At 64.1% G+C, this 17,369-nt stretch carries 13 protein-coding genes; 6 read left to right on the top strand and 7 right to left on the bottom strand.

Annotation, left to right across the window (positions count from 1 at the left end):
• Positions 1–64: 64 nt before the first annotated feature.
• The 7 genes from ACLRDN_RS22010 to ACLRDN_RS21980 all read right to left on the bottom strand — a co-directional run bounded on the left by ACLRDN_RS22010 (position 65) and on the right by ACLRDN_RS21980 (position 4,856).
• Positions 65–436: a helix-turn-helix domain-containing protein gene (locus tag ACLRDN_RS22010; RefSeq protein WP_413458003.1), complete on the bottom strand. Its 372-nt coding sequence runs from the start codon at positions 434–436 to the stop codon at positions 65–67.
• Between the two features lie 11 nt (positions 437–447).
• Complete coding sequence (locus ACLRDN_RS22005) at positions 448–747, bottom strand: type II toxin-antitoxin system HigB family toxin (protein ID WP_288065706.1); 300 nt, start codon at positions 745–747, stop codon at positions 448–450.
• A 253-nt stretch (positions 748–1,000) separates the two neighbouring features.
• Positions 1,001–1,735: an amino acid ABC transporter ATP-binding protein gene (locus tag ACLRDN_RS22000; protein WP_088755038.1), complete on the bottom strand. Its 735-nt coding sequence runs from the start codon at positions 1,733–1,735 to the stop codon at positions 1,001–1,003.
• Entirely contained in the window at positions 1,716–2,372 is a 657-nt protein-coding gene (locus tag ACLRDN_RS21995) for an amino acid ABC transporter permease (RefSeq protein WP_413458002.1), read from the bottom strand. The genes ACLRDN_RS22000 and ACLRDN_RS21995 overlap by 20 nt, the downstream gene beginning before the upstream one ends.
• On the bottom strand, positions 2,369–3,040 hold the full coding sequence (locus ACLRDN_RS21990; protein ID WP_034334375.1) for an amino acid ABC transporter permease: 672 nt from the start codon (positions 3,038–3,040) through the stop codon (positions 2,369–2,371). The genes ACLRDN_RS21995 and ACLRDN_RS21990 overlap by 4 nt, the downstream gene beginning before the upstream one ends.
• Positions 3,041–3,266: 226 nt before the next feature.
• Entirely contained in the window at positions 3,267–4,049 is a 783-nt protein-coding gene (locus ACLRDN_RS21985; RefSeq protein WP_413458001.1) for a transporter substrate-binding domain-containing protein, read from the bottom strand.
• Between the two features lie 60 nt (positions 4,050–4,109).
• Positions 4,110–4,856 carry a GntR family transcriptional regulator gene (locus tag ACLRDN_RS21980; RefSeq protein WP_413458000.1) on the bottom strand — a complete coding sequence of 249 codons (747 nt, stop codon included), beginning with the start codon at positions 4,854–4,856 and terminating at the stop codon, positions 4,110–4,112.
• 543 nt (positions 4,857–5,399) lie between these two features.
• Between ACLRDN_RS21980 and ACLRDN_RS21975 the strand changes: the two genes are divergently transcribed.
• The 6 genes from ACLRDN_RS21975 to pelF all read left to right on the top strand — a co-directional run bounded on the left by ACLRDN_RS21975 (position 5,400) and on the right by pelF (position 17,365).
• The gene (locus ACLRDN_RS21975) at positions 5,400–8,384 is read left to right on the top strand and encodes a bifunctional glycoside hydrolase 114/ polysaccharide deacetylase family protein (RefSeq protein ID WP_413457999.1); all 2,985 of its coding nucleotides are present in this window, start codon (positions 5,400–5,402) and stop codon (positions 8,382–8,384) included.
• Positions 8,314–12,408 (top strand): tetratricopeptide repeat protein, encoded by a 4,095-nt coding sequence (locus ACLRDN_RS21970; protein WP_413457998.1) that lies wholly within the window; start codon positions 8,314–8,316, stop codon positions 12,406–12,408. The genes ACLRDN_RS21975 and ACLRDN_RS21970 overlap by 71 nt, the downstream gene beginning before the upstream one ends.
• Before the next feature lie 140 nt (positions 12,409–12,548).
• The gene (locus ACLRDN_RS21965; RefSeq protein WP_413457997.1) at positions 12,549–13,187 is read left to right on the top strand and encodes a penicillin-binding protein activator LpoB; all 639 of its coding nucleotides are present in this window, start codon (positions 12,549–12,551) and stop codon (positions 13,185–13,187) included.
• Between the two features lie 11 nt (positions 13,188–13,198).
• A complete protein-coding gene (locus tag ACLRDN_RS21960) occupies positions 13,199–14,689 on the top strand; it encodes a PelD GGDEF domain-containing protein (protein ID WP_413457996.1) in 1,491 nt (496 codons plus the stop codon).
• Positions 14,679–15,743, top strand: coding sequence for a tetratricopeptide repeat protein (locus ACLRDN_RS21955; RefSeq protein WP_413457995.1), 1,065 nt, complete (start codon positions 14,679–14,681; stop codon positions 15,741–15,743). Before ACLRDN_RS21960 ends, ACLRDN_RS21955 begins: the two co-directional genes overlap by 11 nt.
• Complete coding sequence (gene pelF, locus ACLRDN_RS21950; protein WP_413457994.1) at positions 15,740–17,365, top strand: GT4 family glycosyltransferase PelF; 1,626 nt, start codon at positions 15,740–15,742, stop codon at positions 17,363–17,365. Before ACLRDN_RS21955 ends, pelF begins: the two co-directional genes overlap by 4 nt.
• Positions 17,366–17,369: the final 4 nt, after the last annotated feature.

Raw genomic sequence — 17,369 nt, 5'->3', positions numbered from 1 at the left:
CGATTGCCTGATCGCATCATGCAAAAGCCCCGGTTTCAGCCGGGGCTTTTTAACGAAAAAATGATCAAACTGGCGCGAGCTTGACTGGCTTGATCAGACTTTCTGCCGGAATGCCCAAGCCCTGATTGAGCCGCCAGATCATGGCCAGCGTCAGGGGCCGCTTGCGATTAAGGATTTCGTATACGCGGTTGGATCGGCCAATGTACGGTTCAAGATCTTTTGCGGTCAGGCCTGCTTGCTCCATCCGGAACTTGATGGCTTCGACTGGATCGGGAAGATCGACAGGGAAGTGCTTTGACTCGTACGCTTCCACCAAGGTCACCAATACGTCCAATCTATCCCCTTCCGGGGTGTTGAGTTTGGCTGACATCAAGCCGTCGATCTCCGCCAGCGTGGCGCGATAATCAGCATTGGTCTTGATTGGCTTGATATGCATGATCTGTTTCCTTAAATCGTCTGTGCATCAATGCGGTCATATTGAGCGTGCGTTCCGACAAAGCGAATATAGACAACACGGTAGTCATAGTTGATCCAGACTACCAACCTGTATTTGTTGCCTCCCAGGTTGAAAACTACCCGGCCATCCTTAAGGATGCTGGCGTTCCCAAAACTGGCTTTCACATCGCTGGGTTTGGTCCATTGGGATTGGATCGTATCTCGATACCAAGCATATCCGGGCTCTCGGGCGTCGATGTGTTCAGGGCGGTTCCAGAATGCCTGCAAGGTGGACAGAGCAATGATGCGCATGACAGGATTCATCCCCAGGAAATTGATTTTAGTCCCAATATGGGACTCTCTCAAGTAATGATTCATTCGTATTGAACCAATGCCTGGATATCCACCCGAGAGTTGCTCCAAACAGGCGCCGAGGCAGGGCGCGAGCAACATAGCATTTTGAGCAGGAGCATCCTGTTCGCCGGGCGATAAAAAAACCCAGACCCGGAAATTCTTCCGGACCTGGGGTTGTGATCCCGCTACAGCAACTTGTGCAGAGTCCGCTTCAAGCCCCTTGCGTCATCCCGATGAACTGCTGCAATTCCGGCGTCTTGGGATTGCCGAACAATTCCTCCGGCGGGCCGATCTCATGCACCTTGCCCTGGTGCATGAACACCAGCCGGTTGCACACCTCACGCGCAAAGCGCATCTCGTGCGTCACCATCAGCAGGGTCATGCCTTCCTTGGCCAGGCCGCGCATGACGGTCAGCACTTCGTTGACCAGTTCAGGATCCAGCGCCGAGGTGATCTCGTCGCACAGCAGCGCCTGCGGATTCATCGACAGCGCGCGCGCAATGGCCACGCGCTGCTGCTGGCCACCGGAGAGTTGGTCCGGAAATGCATCAAACTTGTGGCCCAGCCCGACCTTCTCCAGATTGGCCTTGGCGGTGGCCATCGCTTCGGCTTCGCTGGTGCCCTTGACGATCATCGGCGCAATCATCACGTTGCGGCCCACCGAGAGATGCGGGAACAGGTTGAACTGCTGGAAGATCATGCCGACCTTCAGCCGCAGGTTGCGCAGCTCCAGTTCGCTGGCCCCCAGCTTGGCACCGGCCACGCTGATGTTGCCTTCGTCGATGCTCTCCAGGCCGTTGATACAGCGCAGCAGCGTGGACTTGCCCGAGCCGCTCTTGCCGATGATGGCGATCACTTCACCCGGTTCGACGTCTAGGCTGATGCCCTTGAGGACTTCGTTGTCGCCGAAGCGTTTCTTGACGTTGTCAATGGCGATGAGCGGCATTGTATTTCCTTTCTAAAGACTGGCTGTACTTGGACAGCGGCCAGCAAAGCACGAAGTAGAAGGCGCCCACGATGGCAAACACCGTGAAGGGGCGGAAGGTGGCATTGGTGATGACGGTGCCGGCCTTGGACAATTCGATGAAACCGATGATGGAGGTCACCGCAGTGGACTTGATGATCTGCACGCCGAAGCCCACCGTCGGTGCAATCGCAATCCGGAAAGCCTGCGGCAGCACGATGTAGCGCATCTGCTGGAAGTAGCCCATGGCCAGCACCGATGAGGCTTCCCACTGCCCCTTGGGAATGGCTTCCACGCAGCCGCGCCAGATCTCGGCCAGATACGATGCACTCCAGCACATCAGCGCCAGCCCCGCCGCCAGCCAGGCCGGCACTTCGATGCCGAACAGCGCAATGCCGAAGAAGACCAGGAACAACTGCATCAGCAGCGGCGTGCCCTGGAACAGTTCGATATAAAGCCGTGCGACCTGCCGCAGCCAGTTCTGGCGCGAGGTGCGCATGAAGAGGATGACCAGGCCCAGCGCGCCGCCGAGCACGAAGGTGACCAGCGACAGGACGATGGTCCAGCGCCACGCCAGCATCAGGTTGCGGACGATGTCCCAGGTAGTGAACGTGATCATGCAGTCCTCCGGGCAGTGATGAAGTGGTTGCCGATCAGGCGCAGCAACTGGCGCAGCAGGATCGCCAGCACCAGGTAGATGGCGGTGGCGACGATATAGGCTTCGAAGGCGCGGAAGTTGCGGCCCTGGATGTAGTTGGCTGCAAAGGACAATTCTTCCACCGCGATCTGCGAACACACCGCCGAGCCCAGCATGACGATGACCACCTGCGAAGACAGTGCCGGCCAGATCTTCTGCAGCGCCGGACGCAGGATGATGTGGCGGAAGATCTGCCCGCGCGACATCGACAGCGATTGCGCCGCCTCGATCTGCCCGCGTGGAATCGCCTGCACGCCGGCGCGGATGATCTCGGTGCTGTACGCCCCCAGGTTGATCACCATGGCCAGGATGGCGGCGGTGATTTCACTGATGTGGATGTTCAGCGAAGGCAGACCGAAGAAGATGAAGAACAACTGCACCAGGAAGGGCGTATTGCGGATGATCTCCACATAGCCGCTGACGATGGGTTTGAGCCAGCCTGGCCCCTGCGTACGTGCCCAGGCACCGAAGATGCCCACGGCCACGCCCAGCACGCCGCCAATGGCGATGAGCTCGGCGGTGGTCGCCACACCCTTGACGATGACGTCGGTGTAGTCGAGCGTGGAAAGAAAATCGAATTGATAAGCCATGATGTCGTGTCTGCCCTGCCTCGAAAATGCTGCGTTTGCCGGGTTGTCCGCCTGCCTGCTGCCGGGGTGAAACTGGTTTGCTGCTGTACTGCTGCTGTATTGGTGCTGTATTGGTGCTGTATTGGTGCTCTCTGGCGACCGTACTGCCGTCGCCCTGCTGCTGTACTGGTGGATTCCCGCAACTGTCATGCCGCACACCACGAAGGTGTGCGGTCACTCCAGCAAATTACAGGCCAGCTGGCAGCGGCAGGCCCAGCCACTTCTGGGAGATGGCGTTGAGGCTGCCGTCCTTCTTGGCATCGGCCAGGATGGCGTCGACCTTGTCCTGCAGCTTCTTCTCACCCTTGTTCAGGCCGATGAAGCAAGGCGAATCCTTGATCAGGAACTTGGTCTCGGGCTTTTTGGGCGGGTTCTTGGCGATGATGGCGGCGGCCACCACGTTGCCGGTCGCGACCAGCTGCACCTGCCCGGAGAGGAAGGAGCTGATGGTGCTGTTGTTGTCTTCGTAGCGCTTGACCGTGGCCGAGGCCGGCACGATCTTGGTCAGTTCCAGGTCTTCCACCGAACCACGGGTGACGGCAATGCTCTTGCCGGCCAGGTCGGCGGCACTCTTGACGGGCAGGTCGGCCGGGCCGAACACGCCATTGAAGAAGGGCGCATAGGCGGCGCTGAAGTCGATCACCTTCTCACGTTCGGCGTTCTTGCCCATGCTGGAGATGACCAGGTCGACCTTCTTGGTGGTCAGGTAGGGAATGCGGTTGGCGCTGGAGACGGGGATCAGTTCGACCTTCACGCCGATCTTCTTGGCGATCAGGTTGGCCACGTCGATGTCGAAGCCCAGCGGCTTCAGGTCGCTGTCGACCGAGCCGAAGGGCGGGAAGTCGGCCGGTACGGCCACGCGCAGCGTGCCGCTCTTCTGGATATCGTCCAGGGCGTCGGCGCGGGCAGCCGAAGCGGAGAACATCATGGCGCCGGCCATCAGGCCGAGCAGGAGTTTGGTCAGTTTCATAGCAGTTTCCCTTGGGTTGACGTCGTTGACTACGTTGATGAGTGGCCTGTGCTGCGGTGTTCAAGGCCCTTTGCTTTGCTGGCGTGGCGGCCCGGTCTCGCTCGCGGCCCCCGGCCGCGATACCGATGCCAGCGCCTGTCGCAGCGGTTCCAGCGGATCGCTGCTGCGCACCTGGGTGAGCCCTGATTCCACATGTTGCAGGTGGTCCTGCATCAGTTGCTCAGCCTGTTCCAGATCGCCGCGTTCCAGCGCCTCGACGATCAATACGTGTTCCGAGCACGAATCCTCGGCCTGCTCCGACGACTGGTGCAGCATGGCCGTCAAGGTGGTGCGCGCTGTCAGGTCGCGCAGCGTTTCCGACAGCAGCGAGTTGCCCAGGCATTCGCACAGGCAGACGTGGAAATCGCCCAGCAAATAGCTGCGTGCGCCCACATCGGCTCCGGCGATGGCCGCCTCTTCGCGTGCGATGTGGTCGCGCAGCTGGACGATGGCCTGCGTGCTGATCGGCCGCACCCGCGCCTGGCGCAACAGCCCCAGCTCGATCACGCGGCGCGCCTCGAAGGCCTCACGCGCCTGTTCGGCCGTCGGCTCGATGACGAACCAGCCGCGCCGGGCACTGACGGTGACGATGCCGCGCGCCATCAAGCGGGTCAGCGCTTCGCGCACCTGGGTGCGCGAGACGCTGAACAGGTCGGCCAGCTGCTGTTCGCCCAACCGGGTCCCCGGCGCCAGTTGCTTGGCGAGGATGGCCTCGGTGATGCGGACCGCAATTTGCGACGACGACTTGGCGGAAGGATCGATGCTCATGTCCTCTCCTCAGCAAGTTGTGTGCCACGCTGATATACAAGATTGGCATACAACAACCCGCGACGATTATTGGCGGCCAGACGCCGGTGTGGCAAGGGTTTGCGACGGGTGTCGCAGGACTGTCACGCCCGCGGGAGGGTGGGTGATGCGGCGCAAAACGGGTGAAATGAAGGATCAAGGGCAGCCGCTGCCTGCTTTTGGTGCGGCTGAGCCCGTCACAAGCGGGATTGGGCTGCCCCGCTTTTGTGCGGCGCATGGTCGGAGATGAAGGAATTGCTTGTTCCGGGCAGCAAAATTTCTCGGTTGGACGGCAATATATTCACTTCAAGAAGCAGCGAAATTCCCTCGCGGTAATAAACTTGCAGTTGAATCTAGTTAGAATCTGATACAAATTGCTAACCATCACATCAGAGAAATCTGAAGAATTCGAACAAGAACGGGGATGGCAGCTCATCCGTATCAGGATTTTCCGGATGTCCGCGACGCCGCAGCCATGATTTCATGTGGCCTGCCAAATTCATAACAAAACATCAGGGAGAGCCCGTGCCGCGCTCTGCAGCAAGCCAAGCCTTACAACAATCAGCCGGCCGGACCTGGCGCGCCTTGCGGGCGCTGGCCTGGACCCTGGCCGCCGGCGCGGCAGCGCTGGTGACCGGTGCGGCGCCGGCCCAGAACCCGGCGGCGGCCACGGCGGCCGCGCCCACCTCCATCGCCTTCTATTACGGCCCCAATCCGCCGCTGGCCGACCTGCAGGCCTTTGACGTGGCGGTAGTGGAACCGGCCTTCGTGCGCGATCCGGCCGCGCGCACGCGCAGTGCGGCCAATGGGGCGCATCAGCTGTTTGCCTATGTCTCGCTGGGCGAGGTCCAACCTTCCCGGCCTTACTACAAGCAGATGCCGCCCGGCCTGCTCAAGGGCGACAATGCCGCCTGGGGCAGCCGCGTGATCGACCAGACCGCCCCCGGCTGGCGCGACTTCTTCCTCGACAAGATCGTGGCCCCCTTGTGGGCGCAGGGCTGGCGCGGTTTCTTCCTCGATACCCTGGATTCCTACCAGCTCTTTGCCAGGACCGATGCCGAGCGCGCCGCCCAGACCCAGGCCATGATCGCCACGCTGCGCGAATTCAAGCGCCGCTATCCGGAGGCCAAGCTGATTCTCAATCGCGGCTTCGAGCTGTTCCCCGAGGTGGCACCGCTCACTTATGCGGTGGCCGCCGAATCGCTCTATCGCGGTTATGACGCCGGTCGCCGCAGCTATGGCGCCGTCACCGACAATGACCGCGCTTGGCTCTCCGGCCAGCTGCGCACCATCCGCGACCGCTATCGCCTGCCGGCCATCGCCATCGATTACGTCGATCCGTTCCAGCCCGATGCCCGTGCCCTGGCGCGCGAGACGGCCAAAAAGATCAGCGCCGACGGCTTCCTGCCCTGGGTGGCCGATGGCACGCTGATGTCCATGGGCGTGTCCAGTGTCGAACTGGTGCCGCGCAATGTGCTGGTGCTGCTCGATGTGGCCAAGGGCGATGACCTGCATACCACCGAGGCCCAGCGCTTCCTCGGCATCCAGTTGAATCACCTCGGCTTGCGCTATGAATTCCGTGAAGTCGGCCGCGAGGGCCTGCCCACCGAGCCGCTGGCCGGGCGCTATGCAGGCGTGGTGACGTGGTTCCGTAGCGGTACCGATCACCAGCGCCTGGGTCCGTGGATCGGGCAGCGCATCAAGGAAGGCGTGCCGGTGGCCATCTTCAATGCCTTTGGTTTCCAGATGACCAAACTGAGCGCCGGCATGCTGGGGCTGACCAGTTTTTCCGCCCCTGCGCCGGAACAGCTGGAGGTCACGCAAGCCGATCCCGAACTGATGGGTTTCGAGACCAAGCCGCGCGTGGACCGCACGCAGCTGGAACTGGTGCGCCTGACCGATCCTGCCGCCAAGCCGCTGCTGCGCATGAAGGATGGCCGCAACAACACCTACGATGCTGCCGCCATCATGCCCTGGGGCGGTTTCGCCCTGGCCCCGTTCGCCACCACCACGCTGCAGGTGATGGACCCGCCGCGCTGGGTGCTGCAGCCCATGCTGTTCCTCAAGCGCGCGCTGCGCCTGCCCGATATCCCGGTGCCGGATGTGACCACCGAGGGTGGCCGCCGCATCCAGACCAGCCACCTCGATGGGGATGGTTTTCCTTCCAAGGCCGAGTATCCGGGCTCGCCCTTTGCGGTCGAAGTGCTGCAGCGGGAGATCTGGGACCGTTACCGCTTTCCCGTGACGGTCTCGGTGGTGGAGGGCGAGCTGAGCCCGCAGGGCGTCTATCCGCAGCTCTCCGCACAGACCACGGCGCTGGCGCGCAAGATGTTCACACTGCCGTATGTGGAGCCGGCCAGCCATTCCTTCTCGCATCCCTTCAACTGGGCCGATGCGATGTATGACACCCGCACCGCCGACATCAACCAGATGGATGGCGATGCCTCGCGCACGCTGGACATCCCCAACTACAAATTCGACCTCCAGCGCGAGATCAAGGGGTCGATGGACTACATCAACAAGACCCTGCTGCCGCCCGGCAAGAAGGCCGAAGTCTTCCTCTGGACCGGCAACTGCGTGCCGCCGCCCGAGGCCATCGCCCAGACCTATCTGGATGGTTTTCTCAACATGAACGGCGGCGACACCATGATCACCAGGAGCCGCAACACCTGGACCGACATCGCCGCGCAGGGCGTGCGCAAGCAGGGCTGGTACCAGGTCTTCGCGCCCAACCAGGATGAGAACGTCTATACCGGCAACTGGACCGGCCCCTTCTACGGCTTCGAGCGCGCCATCGAAAGTTATGAACTGACCGGCGAGCCGGTCCGCTTCAAGGCCGTGGACATCTACTACCATTTCTATGCCGGCACCAAGCCCGCCTCGGTGGCGGCCCTGCACAAGATCCACCGCTGGGCCGAGGCACAGCCGTTCACGCGGCTGTACGTTTCTCAGTACATCCGCAAGGTCATCGATTTCGAAAACACCAGCATCGCCCGCACCGCCGATGGCACGCTGGTCTATCGCACCGGCGAGTATTTGCGCACGCTGCGCATCCCGGCCGGTGCGCCTGACGTTGACTTGTCCCAGCCCGGCATCGCCGGAATCGCACCAGGCCCGAGTGGCCGCTACCTGATCACGTCGGCGGGCGAAGTACGCATCCGCCAGCGCAGCACCGGCGAACAAGCTGATGCGTCACCGGCTTTGCCCATGCTGTTGGAAGCGGCCGGCCAGGTCGGTGATTTCCAGCGCAGCATCAACGGCAACAAGGCCGAGCTGCGTTTTTCGCTCACCGCCAATGGCGTGACCACCTTCAGCATCAGCGGTGCGCGCGCCTGTACCGCCACCGCCAATGGTGTGGCGCTGGCCAAGGGCAAGTCGGTCAGCATCACCGGCCAGGCGTGGTACCGCAATTTCACCGGCAAGACTGCAGTTCACCAATATGACATCGGCTCCGCAACCGCCCCGCTCGCGACAACACGGCACCTGGTACTCGTTCAATGCACCTTATGAACGGGCCAGGCTGTTCTCGCCATGGACGATCGCCGGCTTCGCGCTGGCGGTCGGGACGGTGCTCGCCCTGGTCTATCCCAAGGTCTCGCTGCAGCAGCGGCTGGAAGTGGCCAATGCCAGCGGCAAAGCCGACCTGCTGACGGTCGAGTACATCAAGGTCTTCCTCAAGGCCCAGCCGGGCAATGCGGCGCTGCGCGCCGAGCTGGTCAAGCAGATGATCGACCTCGGCCAGTTCGGCGAGGCGCGCGCGCAACTGGCCCTGTTGCAAATGGACAGCAGCGCCGCCGCACGCCTGTCGGCAGCCTGGCTGGAATACCGCATCCGCCAGCAGGAAGTCTTCGCCCTGCCCAAGGATGCGCCCGAGCGCACGCCCTTGCTGGCGCAGCTGCGCGAGCAGCTCAATGTGCTGATGACCTATCCGCTCACCGCGCAGCAATGGCTGACGCTGTCGCAGGACGCGCTGGCGCTCGGTGACGGCGAGTCCGCGCGCGCCGCATTTGCGCGCCTGCTGGCTGATCGCAGCACGGCCGACATCTCCTACGCCGAAGCGGTGCGCCTGGGCCAGCAAAGCCTGGGCGTGGGCGATTACCACAGCAGCGCGGCCTTCTACCTGCTGGCCATGCAGCATGCCGGTTCGCTGGCAGCACGCCGCGAGAATTTCCTCGATGCGATGCGGACCTTGCAGGCCGGCGGCTTCTACCAGGAAGCCCTGGCCGCGGCCGAAGCCAACCTCGGCCCGCTGGCCAATGACAAGGCCGTGCTGCTGTACCTGACGCGGCTGGCCCAGGCGGCCAATCGTCCGGATGCGGCCGAGCGTTACGTGAAGCAGTTGCTGCAATTGTCGATGGCGCGTGCCCTGTCGCCGCTGGCGGCGGCGCGGGCCGGGCAGGGCGCCGTGGTGGCGGTGTCCATGCAGGACTGGCGGCAATCGCTGCAGCAGATGCAGTCGCTATTGCACCATCCCCGGCGCCTGCACAATGAACTGCAGCGCGCGATGCGGCAGGGGCAGCTGCTGCGCGTGGCCGGGGAGAGCCAGCCCTCGGCGGCCGATGCGGCTTCCAGTCGCGCGCTGGCCAGGTTGCCCTTCGATGAGGAAATCTACACCCTGGCCTACAACGTCTTCCTGGCCAATCGCAACCTGGTCGATGCGCGCCTGCTGGCGCAATCGGCGGTGCGCCAGCGTCCCGATGACGCGGCCTGGCGCAAGCGCCTGGCCGAGGTCTCCGAATGGAGCGGCGTGCCGGAACAGGCCACGCCGCAATGGCTGGCCTATGCGCGCCTGTCCGGTGACGAGGCGGCGTGGGACAACGTCCTGCGTGCCGCCGCCGGGACCTTTGAACAAGACATGCTGGTGGAGGCCCTGCAACACAAGATGCAGGTCGAGCCCGGCAATGCGCAGTGGGTCAACCTGCTGGTGGCGCAATACGAAAACATCGGCCAGCCCGAACGCGCTGCAGCCTTGCTGGAAGAGCGTCTGCGCGGCAAGCCGGCCGGCACCGCCGATGCCGCCACCGAGCGCAACGGCACGATGGAAGCGCTGGCCAAGCTGTATCTGCGCATGGGCCGCGATGATGCTGCGCTGGCCACCTTGCGGCGCCAGCGCGAGGAGTTCGGCCCTTCTGCTGCGAACGCCCTGATGACCGCCAATCCCTTGGATCTGCGTGGCCGCCTGGACGATGCGCTGGAAGTGCTGCGCGGTGCCGCCAAGGTGGCACCGGACGGCAATGCCGACTTCTGGCGCACCTATGCGGAAGTGTCGCGCTACATGGGGCTCAATGAAGAGGCGCGCATCGGCTATGACCGTCTGCTGGCCGCAGACCAGGCCGCCGAAGGCGACATGAGCAACATGATGGTGGTCATCCAGGACCGCGAACCACGCGCCGCCGCCGAGCTGGCCGAGTTCGGTTTCCACCGCACCGGCGTGCCCAACTTTGCGGTACAGGCACTGACCTATCGCCTGCGTCTCAATGACCTGGAGGGCGCCCGCAGCTTCCTCGCCAGCCTGACCCCGCAACAGAATGCGGCCTTGGAAAAATACGTTCCTTTCCTCAGCGTGCGGTCCTCGGTCAAGCAATTGCAGCGCGATCTCGAGGGGGCGCGCGCCGACATGCGCCTGGCACTGTCGCTGGCGCCGCGCTCGGCCGATGTGCGCGCCGAGACCCTCTGGGTCCTCATCGCCACGCGCGATGCGGCACTGCTCAATCGCGCCCTGACGATGTGGGCCCATGAGGCCGAGACCACGCCGCAACTGTGGGGACCGTATGCCGCCGCCAACATGTCGCTGAACCGGCAGGACCAGGCGCTGCACTGGTTCCGCAAATCCGGTTTCCCGCATGACGATTACCTGTGGCTGATGAGTTATGCCGAGGCGCTCGATGCCACCGGCCAGCCCGACCTGGCCTGGCGCATCCGCCGCCATGCCTGGCTGCAGGTGCGCAATCCGCAATTGCTGCGCAATGTCCCGCCCGGACAACTGCACGAATGGCGCGACCGCCTGGCGGCGCTGGCACCGCTGTTCATGAGCGCCGATGACAGCGCTCGCGTCATGCAGGCGCTGTTGCGCAGCGATGTAACGCTGCCGCCGCGGCCGGACGGCCAGTCCATCCCCGCCAATGGTCCGGCCCTGCTCAAGGACATGCAGCAAGCCGCGCGCAGCGATGCCGTCCAGCGCAGCCAGGATGAGGTGCTGTCTGCTCGATTGGCCGAAGGTCCGGCAGCACTGTTTGCGCCCACCACCGACACCGGCCTGCGCCCGGAGGATGATGCGCGCTTGTCTTCGGGCGCCCGCGAACTGGCGCTGGCCTATGCGATGAACCAGAACCAGTCCGACCTGGCCCGCACCTGGCTGGCCACGCGCTTTGCCAGGCAGCTCGACAAGCCGCTGTGGGGCGAGCTGGCCATGGCCCTGGCCAGCGATGATCGCCAGCGACTCAACAGCATGCTCGACAACCTGGCCGACTGGCTGCCCATGTATGACCGCGTCGAAGCCGCGCGCGTGGCCGGGCGCGTCGGCCTGGCGCAGACGCTGGCCTTCGACCAGCTCGAACGCCTGCCCGCTGACGATGAACTGCACGCACGACTGACCGGCCTGGTCACCGACGAGCCGCCGCGCTTCTCGGCCGGCTTCACGTCCACCCGCGAATTCCCGCTGGCCACCAAGCTCTTCACGCTCAACACCGGCGTGGCGCTCACGCCGGGCACGCGCTTGTCCTTCGGCTACACCGAACGGCACCAGACGGTGGACGACACGACCCTGCTGGGGGCCGTGCCGGCCGTGGACCGCCTCTTCGAATTCACCCTGCGCCGTCGCATCGAGGATGGATTCGTCAGCGCCAGCCTGCAGCACCGCGATGCGATGACGTCCTTCAATGGCCTGCGCCTGGAGTTCTCGCAGCAGCTCACGCCCAAGATCACGCTCTCCGGCAATGGCGGGCTGAACCTGGCGGCCATCGATTCGGCCCTGATCCGCGTGGGTGGACGGCGCAGCGGCGGCGAGCTGAACCTGAACCTGCAATTGAGCCGCACTGAATACCTGCGCCTGGGCGGCGGCCTGCAGCGCTACCAGACGCAAGCCGGCACGGCACTGGGCAATGGCCGCACCCTCAATGCCGAAATCGGTACGCACCTGCGCGTGGAGTATCCCAACCTGACCCTGCGCGGTTTCGTCAACGATGCCAAGTTCAGCGATCGCGGTGCCAGCGACGACCAGATCGCGCGCCTGGTCCCGGCCGGCAACGATCCGACGGGTTTTCGCTACATGCCGCTGGATGCGCGCTCCTGGGGTGTTGCGCTGGGGGCGGGCACCGTCATCGAGAACGCCTATACCCGCGCCTGGCGTCCTTATGCCGAGTTCGGCCTGACCCGTACCTCCGACATCGGCTGGGGCCGCAACCTGCGCGCCGGTATCGCCGGCAGCGTGCTGGGGCAGGACGTGCTGTCGGTGGCCGCGCAGAGTACCAGCGCCACACCCAACACGCCGCAGCGCGGGTTTGAATTGAATGTGCTCTACAAATGGTTCTACTGAACATGAATCTGAAATTGAAACCGCAGGTGAAGGCCTCGCTGTCCGTACCGTGTCGACATTGATTGATCAATGAAATCGATGAATCAGCCCTCATTAATCTATGGCCGCGAAAGGCCGCGCATTGCTCCAAGGTGACCACCATGACCAACAATATTCGCTCCACGCTCTACAAAATCGGCAGCGCTGCCGTCCTGGCCTTGGGCCTGGCCGCCTGCTCCACCACCGACATCGGCCAGGCGCCGGTAGTGCCGGCCGATGCCCGCTGGGGCTTGCTGCCCTTCGCCAATCACACCGAAACGCCGCAGGCCGGACTGCGTGCCGAGTCGATCTCGGAGAGCATCCTGCGTGCCAACGGACTGGCCGAGCTGCGCCGCTATCCGGCGTCGCTCAACAATGAAACCCTGTTCGAACCGATGGACCGCAAGCAGCTCGATGCCGCCCTCGACTGGGCGCGCAGCGAGAACATCGCCTATGCGCTCTCCGGCAGCGTCGATGAGTGGCGCTACAAGGTTGGCATCGATGGCGAGCCGGCCGTGGGCCTGACGCTGCAACTGATCGAGGTGTCCAGCGGCAAGGTGGTGTGGGCGGCGGCCGGTGCCAAGAGTGGCTGGAGCCGCGAGGCACTGTCAGCCGTGGCCCAGAAGCTCATGCGCAACCTGCTCTCGCCCCTGCGCGCGCTGGCGCAGACTGCTGCGGCCGTCAATGCCGCCGCTGCCGAGTCCGCAACGCAGGCCGACGCACTCACCAACACCGCGGCGCCCGCAATGCAGCGCCCCTGATGGGAGAGAACGTGAACGACCGCCAACGGCCCGGCGCTCCCCCGGCCTCCCCGCCACCCGGCAGCGGCCGGCCGTGGGCTGCCTCGCCGCGCCCGGCCGCCACGGCAGCCCAGAAGCGCCAGAAGTTCTGGTCGCGCTTTTTTACGCGGTTCGATACCGACAGCGGCTCACCGCGCAAGGCGGCCCTGCGCATCGTCGAGACCATCGCCCTGGTGGCGGCGGCCCTGGCGGTGGCGTGGTGGCTGGCACCGGAAGATCCCTTCGGACTGCAGGCGCAGTTCCCCTGGCTGTGGCTGATGCCGGCCATCCTGGCCATGCGCTACGGCACCACCTTGGGCGTGGTGGCCGTGGCCACCACCATGGCTGGCTGGTACCTGCTCATGCATGGCCATCATGAAGATGAGGCGCAAGCCGTGGTGTCGGCAGCGCAGGCCTTCCCGCAAGCCTATTTCCTGGGCGGGCTGGTATTGACGCTGCTGTGCGGCCAGTTCGCTGAAGTGTGGAATGCGCGCAGCCGCCGCCTGCGCGGGGTGAACGCCTATCTGGAAGAGCGCCTGACCATGCTCACCAAGAATCACTTCCTGCTGCGCCTGTCGCATGAGCGGCTGGAACAGGATCTGCTGTCCAAGCCGCTGACCCTGCGTGAATCGCTGGACCGCATGCGTGCCCTCACGCTCACCCAATACCTGCTGGACCCGGCCCGCATGCCGGCGCCGGATGCCTTCCTGCAGATCCTGGTGCAGAGCTGCCAGGTGGAGTCGGCCTCGGTGTTTGCGTGCGATGTCCAAGGGCACGTCCTGCCGGAGGCAGTGGCCAGCGTGGGCAAGGTCACGCCGCTGGTGGCCGATGATCCGCTGGTGCGTTATTGCCTGGCCCAGCAGAAGCTGGGCCACATCCAGACCGAGAGCCTGAACCAGACCCTGCGCAACCAGAGCCGCTACCTGGTCTGTGCGCCCTTGCGCAATTACGAGGGCCGCCAGTTCGGCTTGCTGGTGGTGGAGCAGTTGCCCTTCCTGGCCCTGAACGAAGACACGCTGCAACTGATGTCGGTACTCATCGACTACTACGCCGACGGCATCGAGATGGGCGACAGCGCCCGCGCCATCCTGCAGCAGCTGCCGACCTGCCCGCCGGAACTGGCGGTGGACCTGGTGCGCCTGCATCGTCTCAAGCGCAGCACCGACATCGATTCCTCGCTGGTGGCGCTGGTCTTCGGCGACGACGAACTCTCGCGCGACATGTACGACCAGGTACGCCGCCTCAAGCGCGCCGCCGACGTGATCTGGACCTACAAGGCCGGTGGCCGCAACGTGCTGATGACGCTCCTGCCGCTGGCGGGGCCGGCTGCCGTGGATGGTTACCTCATGCGCATCGAGACCGCTTCGCACGCGCAGTTCGACAACAAGTCTCTGGCCAACTTCGCCGCTGCGCACACCGCTGCCCTGGGCAGCGATGAGCCCATGCGCCTCCTGATCAACCTGGTGGAACGCTGTGCTGCTTAAACTCTCCGCTGCCGGTCTGAGTTTCGAGACCGCCTCCGTTGCCCTGCTGCTGCAGGGAGGCAACGGGCTGGGCGTACTCTCCGGTTATCTGCTGTTGCACCTGGTGTCCTCGGCGCTGTTCGCGCTGGCCATCGCCCAGGTGGCGCCAGCGCAGTACCGGCGTCCGCGTACGGCCTTGCTGCTGTACCTGTTCTTCTTCAATTTCTTCATTCCCATCGGTGGCGTGCTGTGCGCCGTGGTGGCCTTGCTGGTGGCCGTGCTCTGGCCCAAGGACAAACCGGAAGACCATTTCGATACCAGCCAGGCGCCGGCCTTCGTCACTGCGCGCAGGCGCGAGGGCAGCGGCTTTTCCGGCAACCGCGTGCGGGCCCAGCTGGGCAACGTGGCCACGCCCGTGGACAAGCGGCTCAATGCGCTGGTGGCGATCCAGAGCACGCCCACGCGCGCCAGCGGCGCTTCGCTGCGCAGCCTGCTGGGCGATCCGGCCGACGATGTGCGACTGCTGGCCTACGGCATCCTGGATGGCAAGGAAAAGAAGATCACCCAGCGCATCGTCGACATGCGCAACCATCTCAAGACGGTCTCCGACCCCGAGACCCTGAGCGTGCTGCACCAGCAGGTGGCCGAGCTGTACCAGGAACTGATCTACCAGAACCTGGTGCAGGGCGACCTGCTCAACTACTCCTACACGCAGATGCGCGAGCACGCCCAGGCGGCGCTGCAGATCGATGCCGCCCAGCCGGGCCTGTGGTTCATGCTGGCGCGGCTGGAGCTGTCCAACGGTAATGTGCCCGAGGCGGCCGAGGCGATGCAGCGCGCGCATGAATATGGTTTTTCGCGTGTGCGCCTCCTGCCTTACCTGGCTGAACTCAGCTTCCTCGAACGCGACTACGAACAAGTGCGCAAGCTCTTCATCGAAATGCAATACGACCCCAGCGTGTCCTCGCAGCCGCAGCTGCACCGTTATTGGCGCCATGGCCGGCGTACCATCGCCAACCGGCCCGACTCCTTCAATCCCGCCAGCAGTGCTCGCCCCACCGGAGGCCGCCGATGAATGCGCCCGTCGTCAAGCCGGTCGCCGGCGATGCCTCCTACCAGCGCCGCGCCAAGGACTGCGACGTCATGCTGCTGCTGGAAGGGACTTTTCCCTATGTGAGTGGTGGCGTGTCAAGTTGGGTAAACCAGATCATCCGGGGTTTTCCCGAGATCCGTTTCGGCCTGTGCTTCATCGGCAGCCGGCCCGAGGATTACGGCACCCCCAAGTACGCGCTGCCGGACAACGTGGTCCATCTGGAGACGCACTTCATCCACGAACATCTCGCGGCCACGGAGGTGGTGCGCTCGCGCGGCGATGCCCGCGCCTTCGAGCGGATCGACGAACTGCACGCCATGTTCCGCGCCTACGATCGCACCGATGCCACCTCGCATTCGGCGCTGGTGGCGCAACTGGCTGAGCTCATCCCGATGATGGAGGATGGCGGCAAGATGGACCAGGACACCTTCCTCTTCAGCAAGCGTTCCTGGGATTACCTGGCCTCGCAATACCGCATCTTCTGCACCGACCCGTCCTTCGTCGATTACTTCTGGACCGTGCGCATCATGCACCAGCCGGTATGGACCCTGGCCCGCGTGGCACGCCAGCTGATCCCGGCGCGCTGCTATCACACCATCTCCACCGGTTACGCGGGCTTCCTCGGGGCGCTGATGAAGATGCAGACCGGCCGTCCGCTGATCCTTTCCGAACACGGCATCTATACCAAGGAACGCAAGATCGACCTGTTCCAGAGCGAGTGGATCCGCGACAACCGCAACGTCTTCGAGAAGGATGCCTCGCAGATTCCCTACTTCCGCGAGATGTGGATCCGCTTCTTCGAGGCGCTGGGCCGGCTGTGCTACCAGGCCTCCAATGAGATCGTCGCGCTCTACGAGACCAACCGCCTGCGCCAGGTCAACGATGGCGCACCGGCCGAGCGCACGCGCAATATCCCCAATGGCATCGACCTGCCGCGCCTGTCCAAGCTGCGTGCATTGCGCAGCGAAAAAATCCCGCCGGTGCTTTGTCTCTTGGGCCGGGTGGTGCCGATCAAGGATGTGAAGACTTTCATCCGCGCCATGCGCACCGTGGTCAACCAGTATCCGGAGGCCGAAGCCTGGATCGCCGGACCGGAAGATGAAGACCCGGCCTACGCCGGCGAATGCCATGCGATTGCCGATGGCCTGGGCCTGACCGACAAGGTCAAGTTCCTTGGTTTCCAGAAGATCGACGAGCTCATGCCCAAGATCGGACTGGTGGTGCTCTCCAGCATCAGCGAGGCCTTGCCGCTGGTGTTGCTGGAAGGGTTTGCGGCCGGTGTGCCGGCCGTTGCTACCGATGTGGGATCGTGCCGCCAGCTGTTGTACGGACTATCGGAAGAAGACCAGGCACTGGGCGCAGCGGGGGAGGTGGTCGGCATCGCCCAGCCCCAGGCGCTGGCCGATGCAGCCCTGAAACTGCTGACCGATCCGCAGCGCTGGCACGCGGCCCAGGCCGCAGGCATTGCGCGCGTGGAGCGTTATTACACCCAGGACATGATGTTCGGTGCCTACCGTGAGCTGTACCAGCGTTCGCTGGCGCAGGGTGGGCCGGACAGCGACACCGCCTCCGGCCAGCCGTTGCGCTGCCCGGTGCGGCACTGACGAG

Source organism: Herbaspirillum huttiense, assembly GCF_047300815.1.
Lineage (GTDB): Bacteria > Pseudomonadota > Gammaproteobacteria > Burkholderiales > Burkholderiaceae_D > Herbaspirillum > Herbaspirillum huttiense_A.
The sequence above is the reverse complement of the archived record's forward strand: the minus strand, read 5'-3'. Positions and strand labels throughout refer to the sequence as shown.

Bases quoted from the DNA above. Each gene is read 5' to 3' on its own strand.
- ACLRDN_RS22010 (WP_413458003.1), bottom strand. From the start codon at position 436: ATGCATATCAAGCCAATCAAGACCAATGCTGATTATCGCGCCACGCTG.
- ACLRDN_RS22005 (WP_288065706.1), bottom strand. From the start codon at position 747: ATGCGCATCATTGCTCTGTCCACCTTGCAGGCATTCTGGAACCGCCCT.
- ACLRDN_RS22000 (WP_088755038.1), bottom strand. From the start codon at position 1,735: ATGCCGCTCATCGCCATTGACAACGTCAAGAAACGCTTCGGCGACAAC.
- ACLRDN_RS21995 (WP_413458002.1), bottom strand. From the start codon at position 2,372: ATGATCACGTTCACTACCTGGGACATCGTCCGCAACCTGATGCTGGCG.
- ACLRDN_RS21990 (WP_034334375.1), bottom strand. From the start codon at position 3,040: ATGGCTTATCAATTCGATTTTCTTTCCACGCTCGACTACACCGACGTC.
- ACLRDN_RS21985 (WP_413458001.1), bottom strand. From the start codon at position 4,049: ATGAAACTGACCAAACTCCTGCTCGGCCTGATGGCCGGCGCCATGATG.
- ACLRDN_RS21980 (WP_413458000.1), bottom strand. From the start codon at position 4,856: ATGAGCATCGATCCTTCCGCCAAGTCGTCGTCGCAAATTGCGGTCCGC.
- ACLRDN_RS21970 (WP_413457998.1), top strand. From the start codon at position 8,314: ATGACATCGGCTCCGCAACCGCCCCGCTCGCGACAACACGGCACCTGG.
- ACLRDN_RS21965 (WP_413457997.1), top strand. From the start codon at position 12,549: ATGACCAACAATATTCGCTCCACGCTCTACAAAATCGGCAGCGCTGCC.
- pelF (WP_413457994.1), top strand. From the start codon at position 15,740: ATGAATGCGCCCGTCGTCAAGCCGGTCGCCGGCGATGCCTCCTACCAG.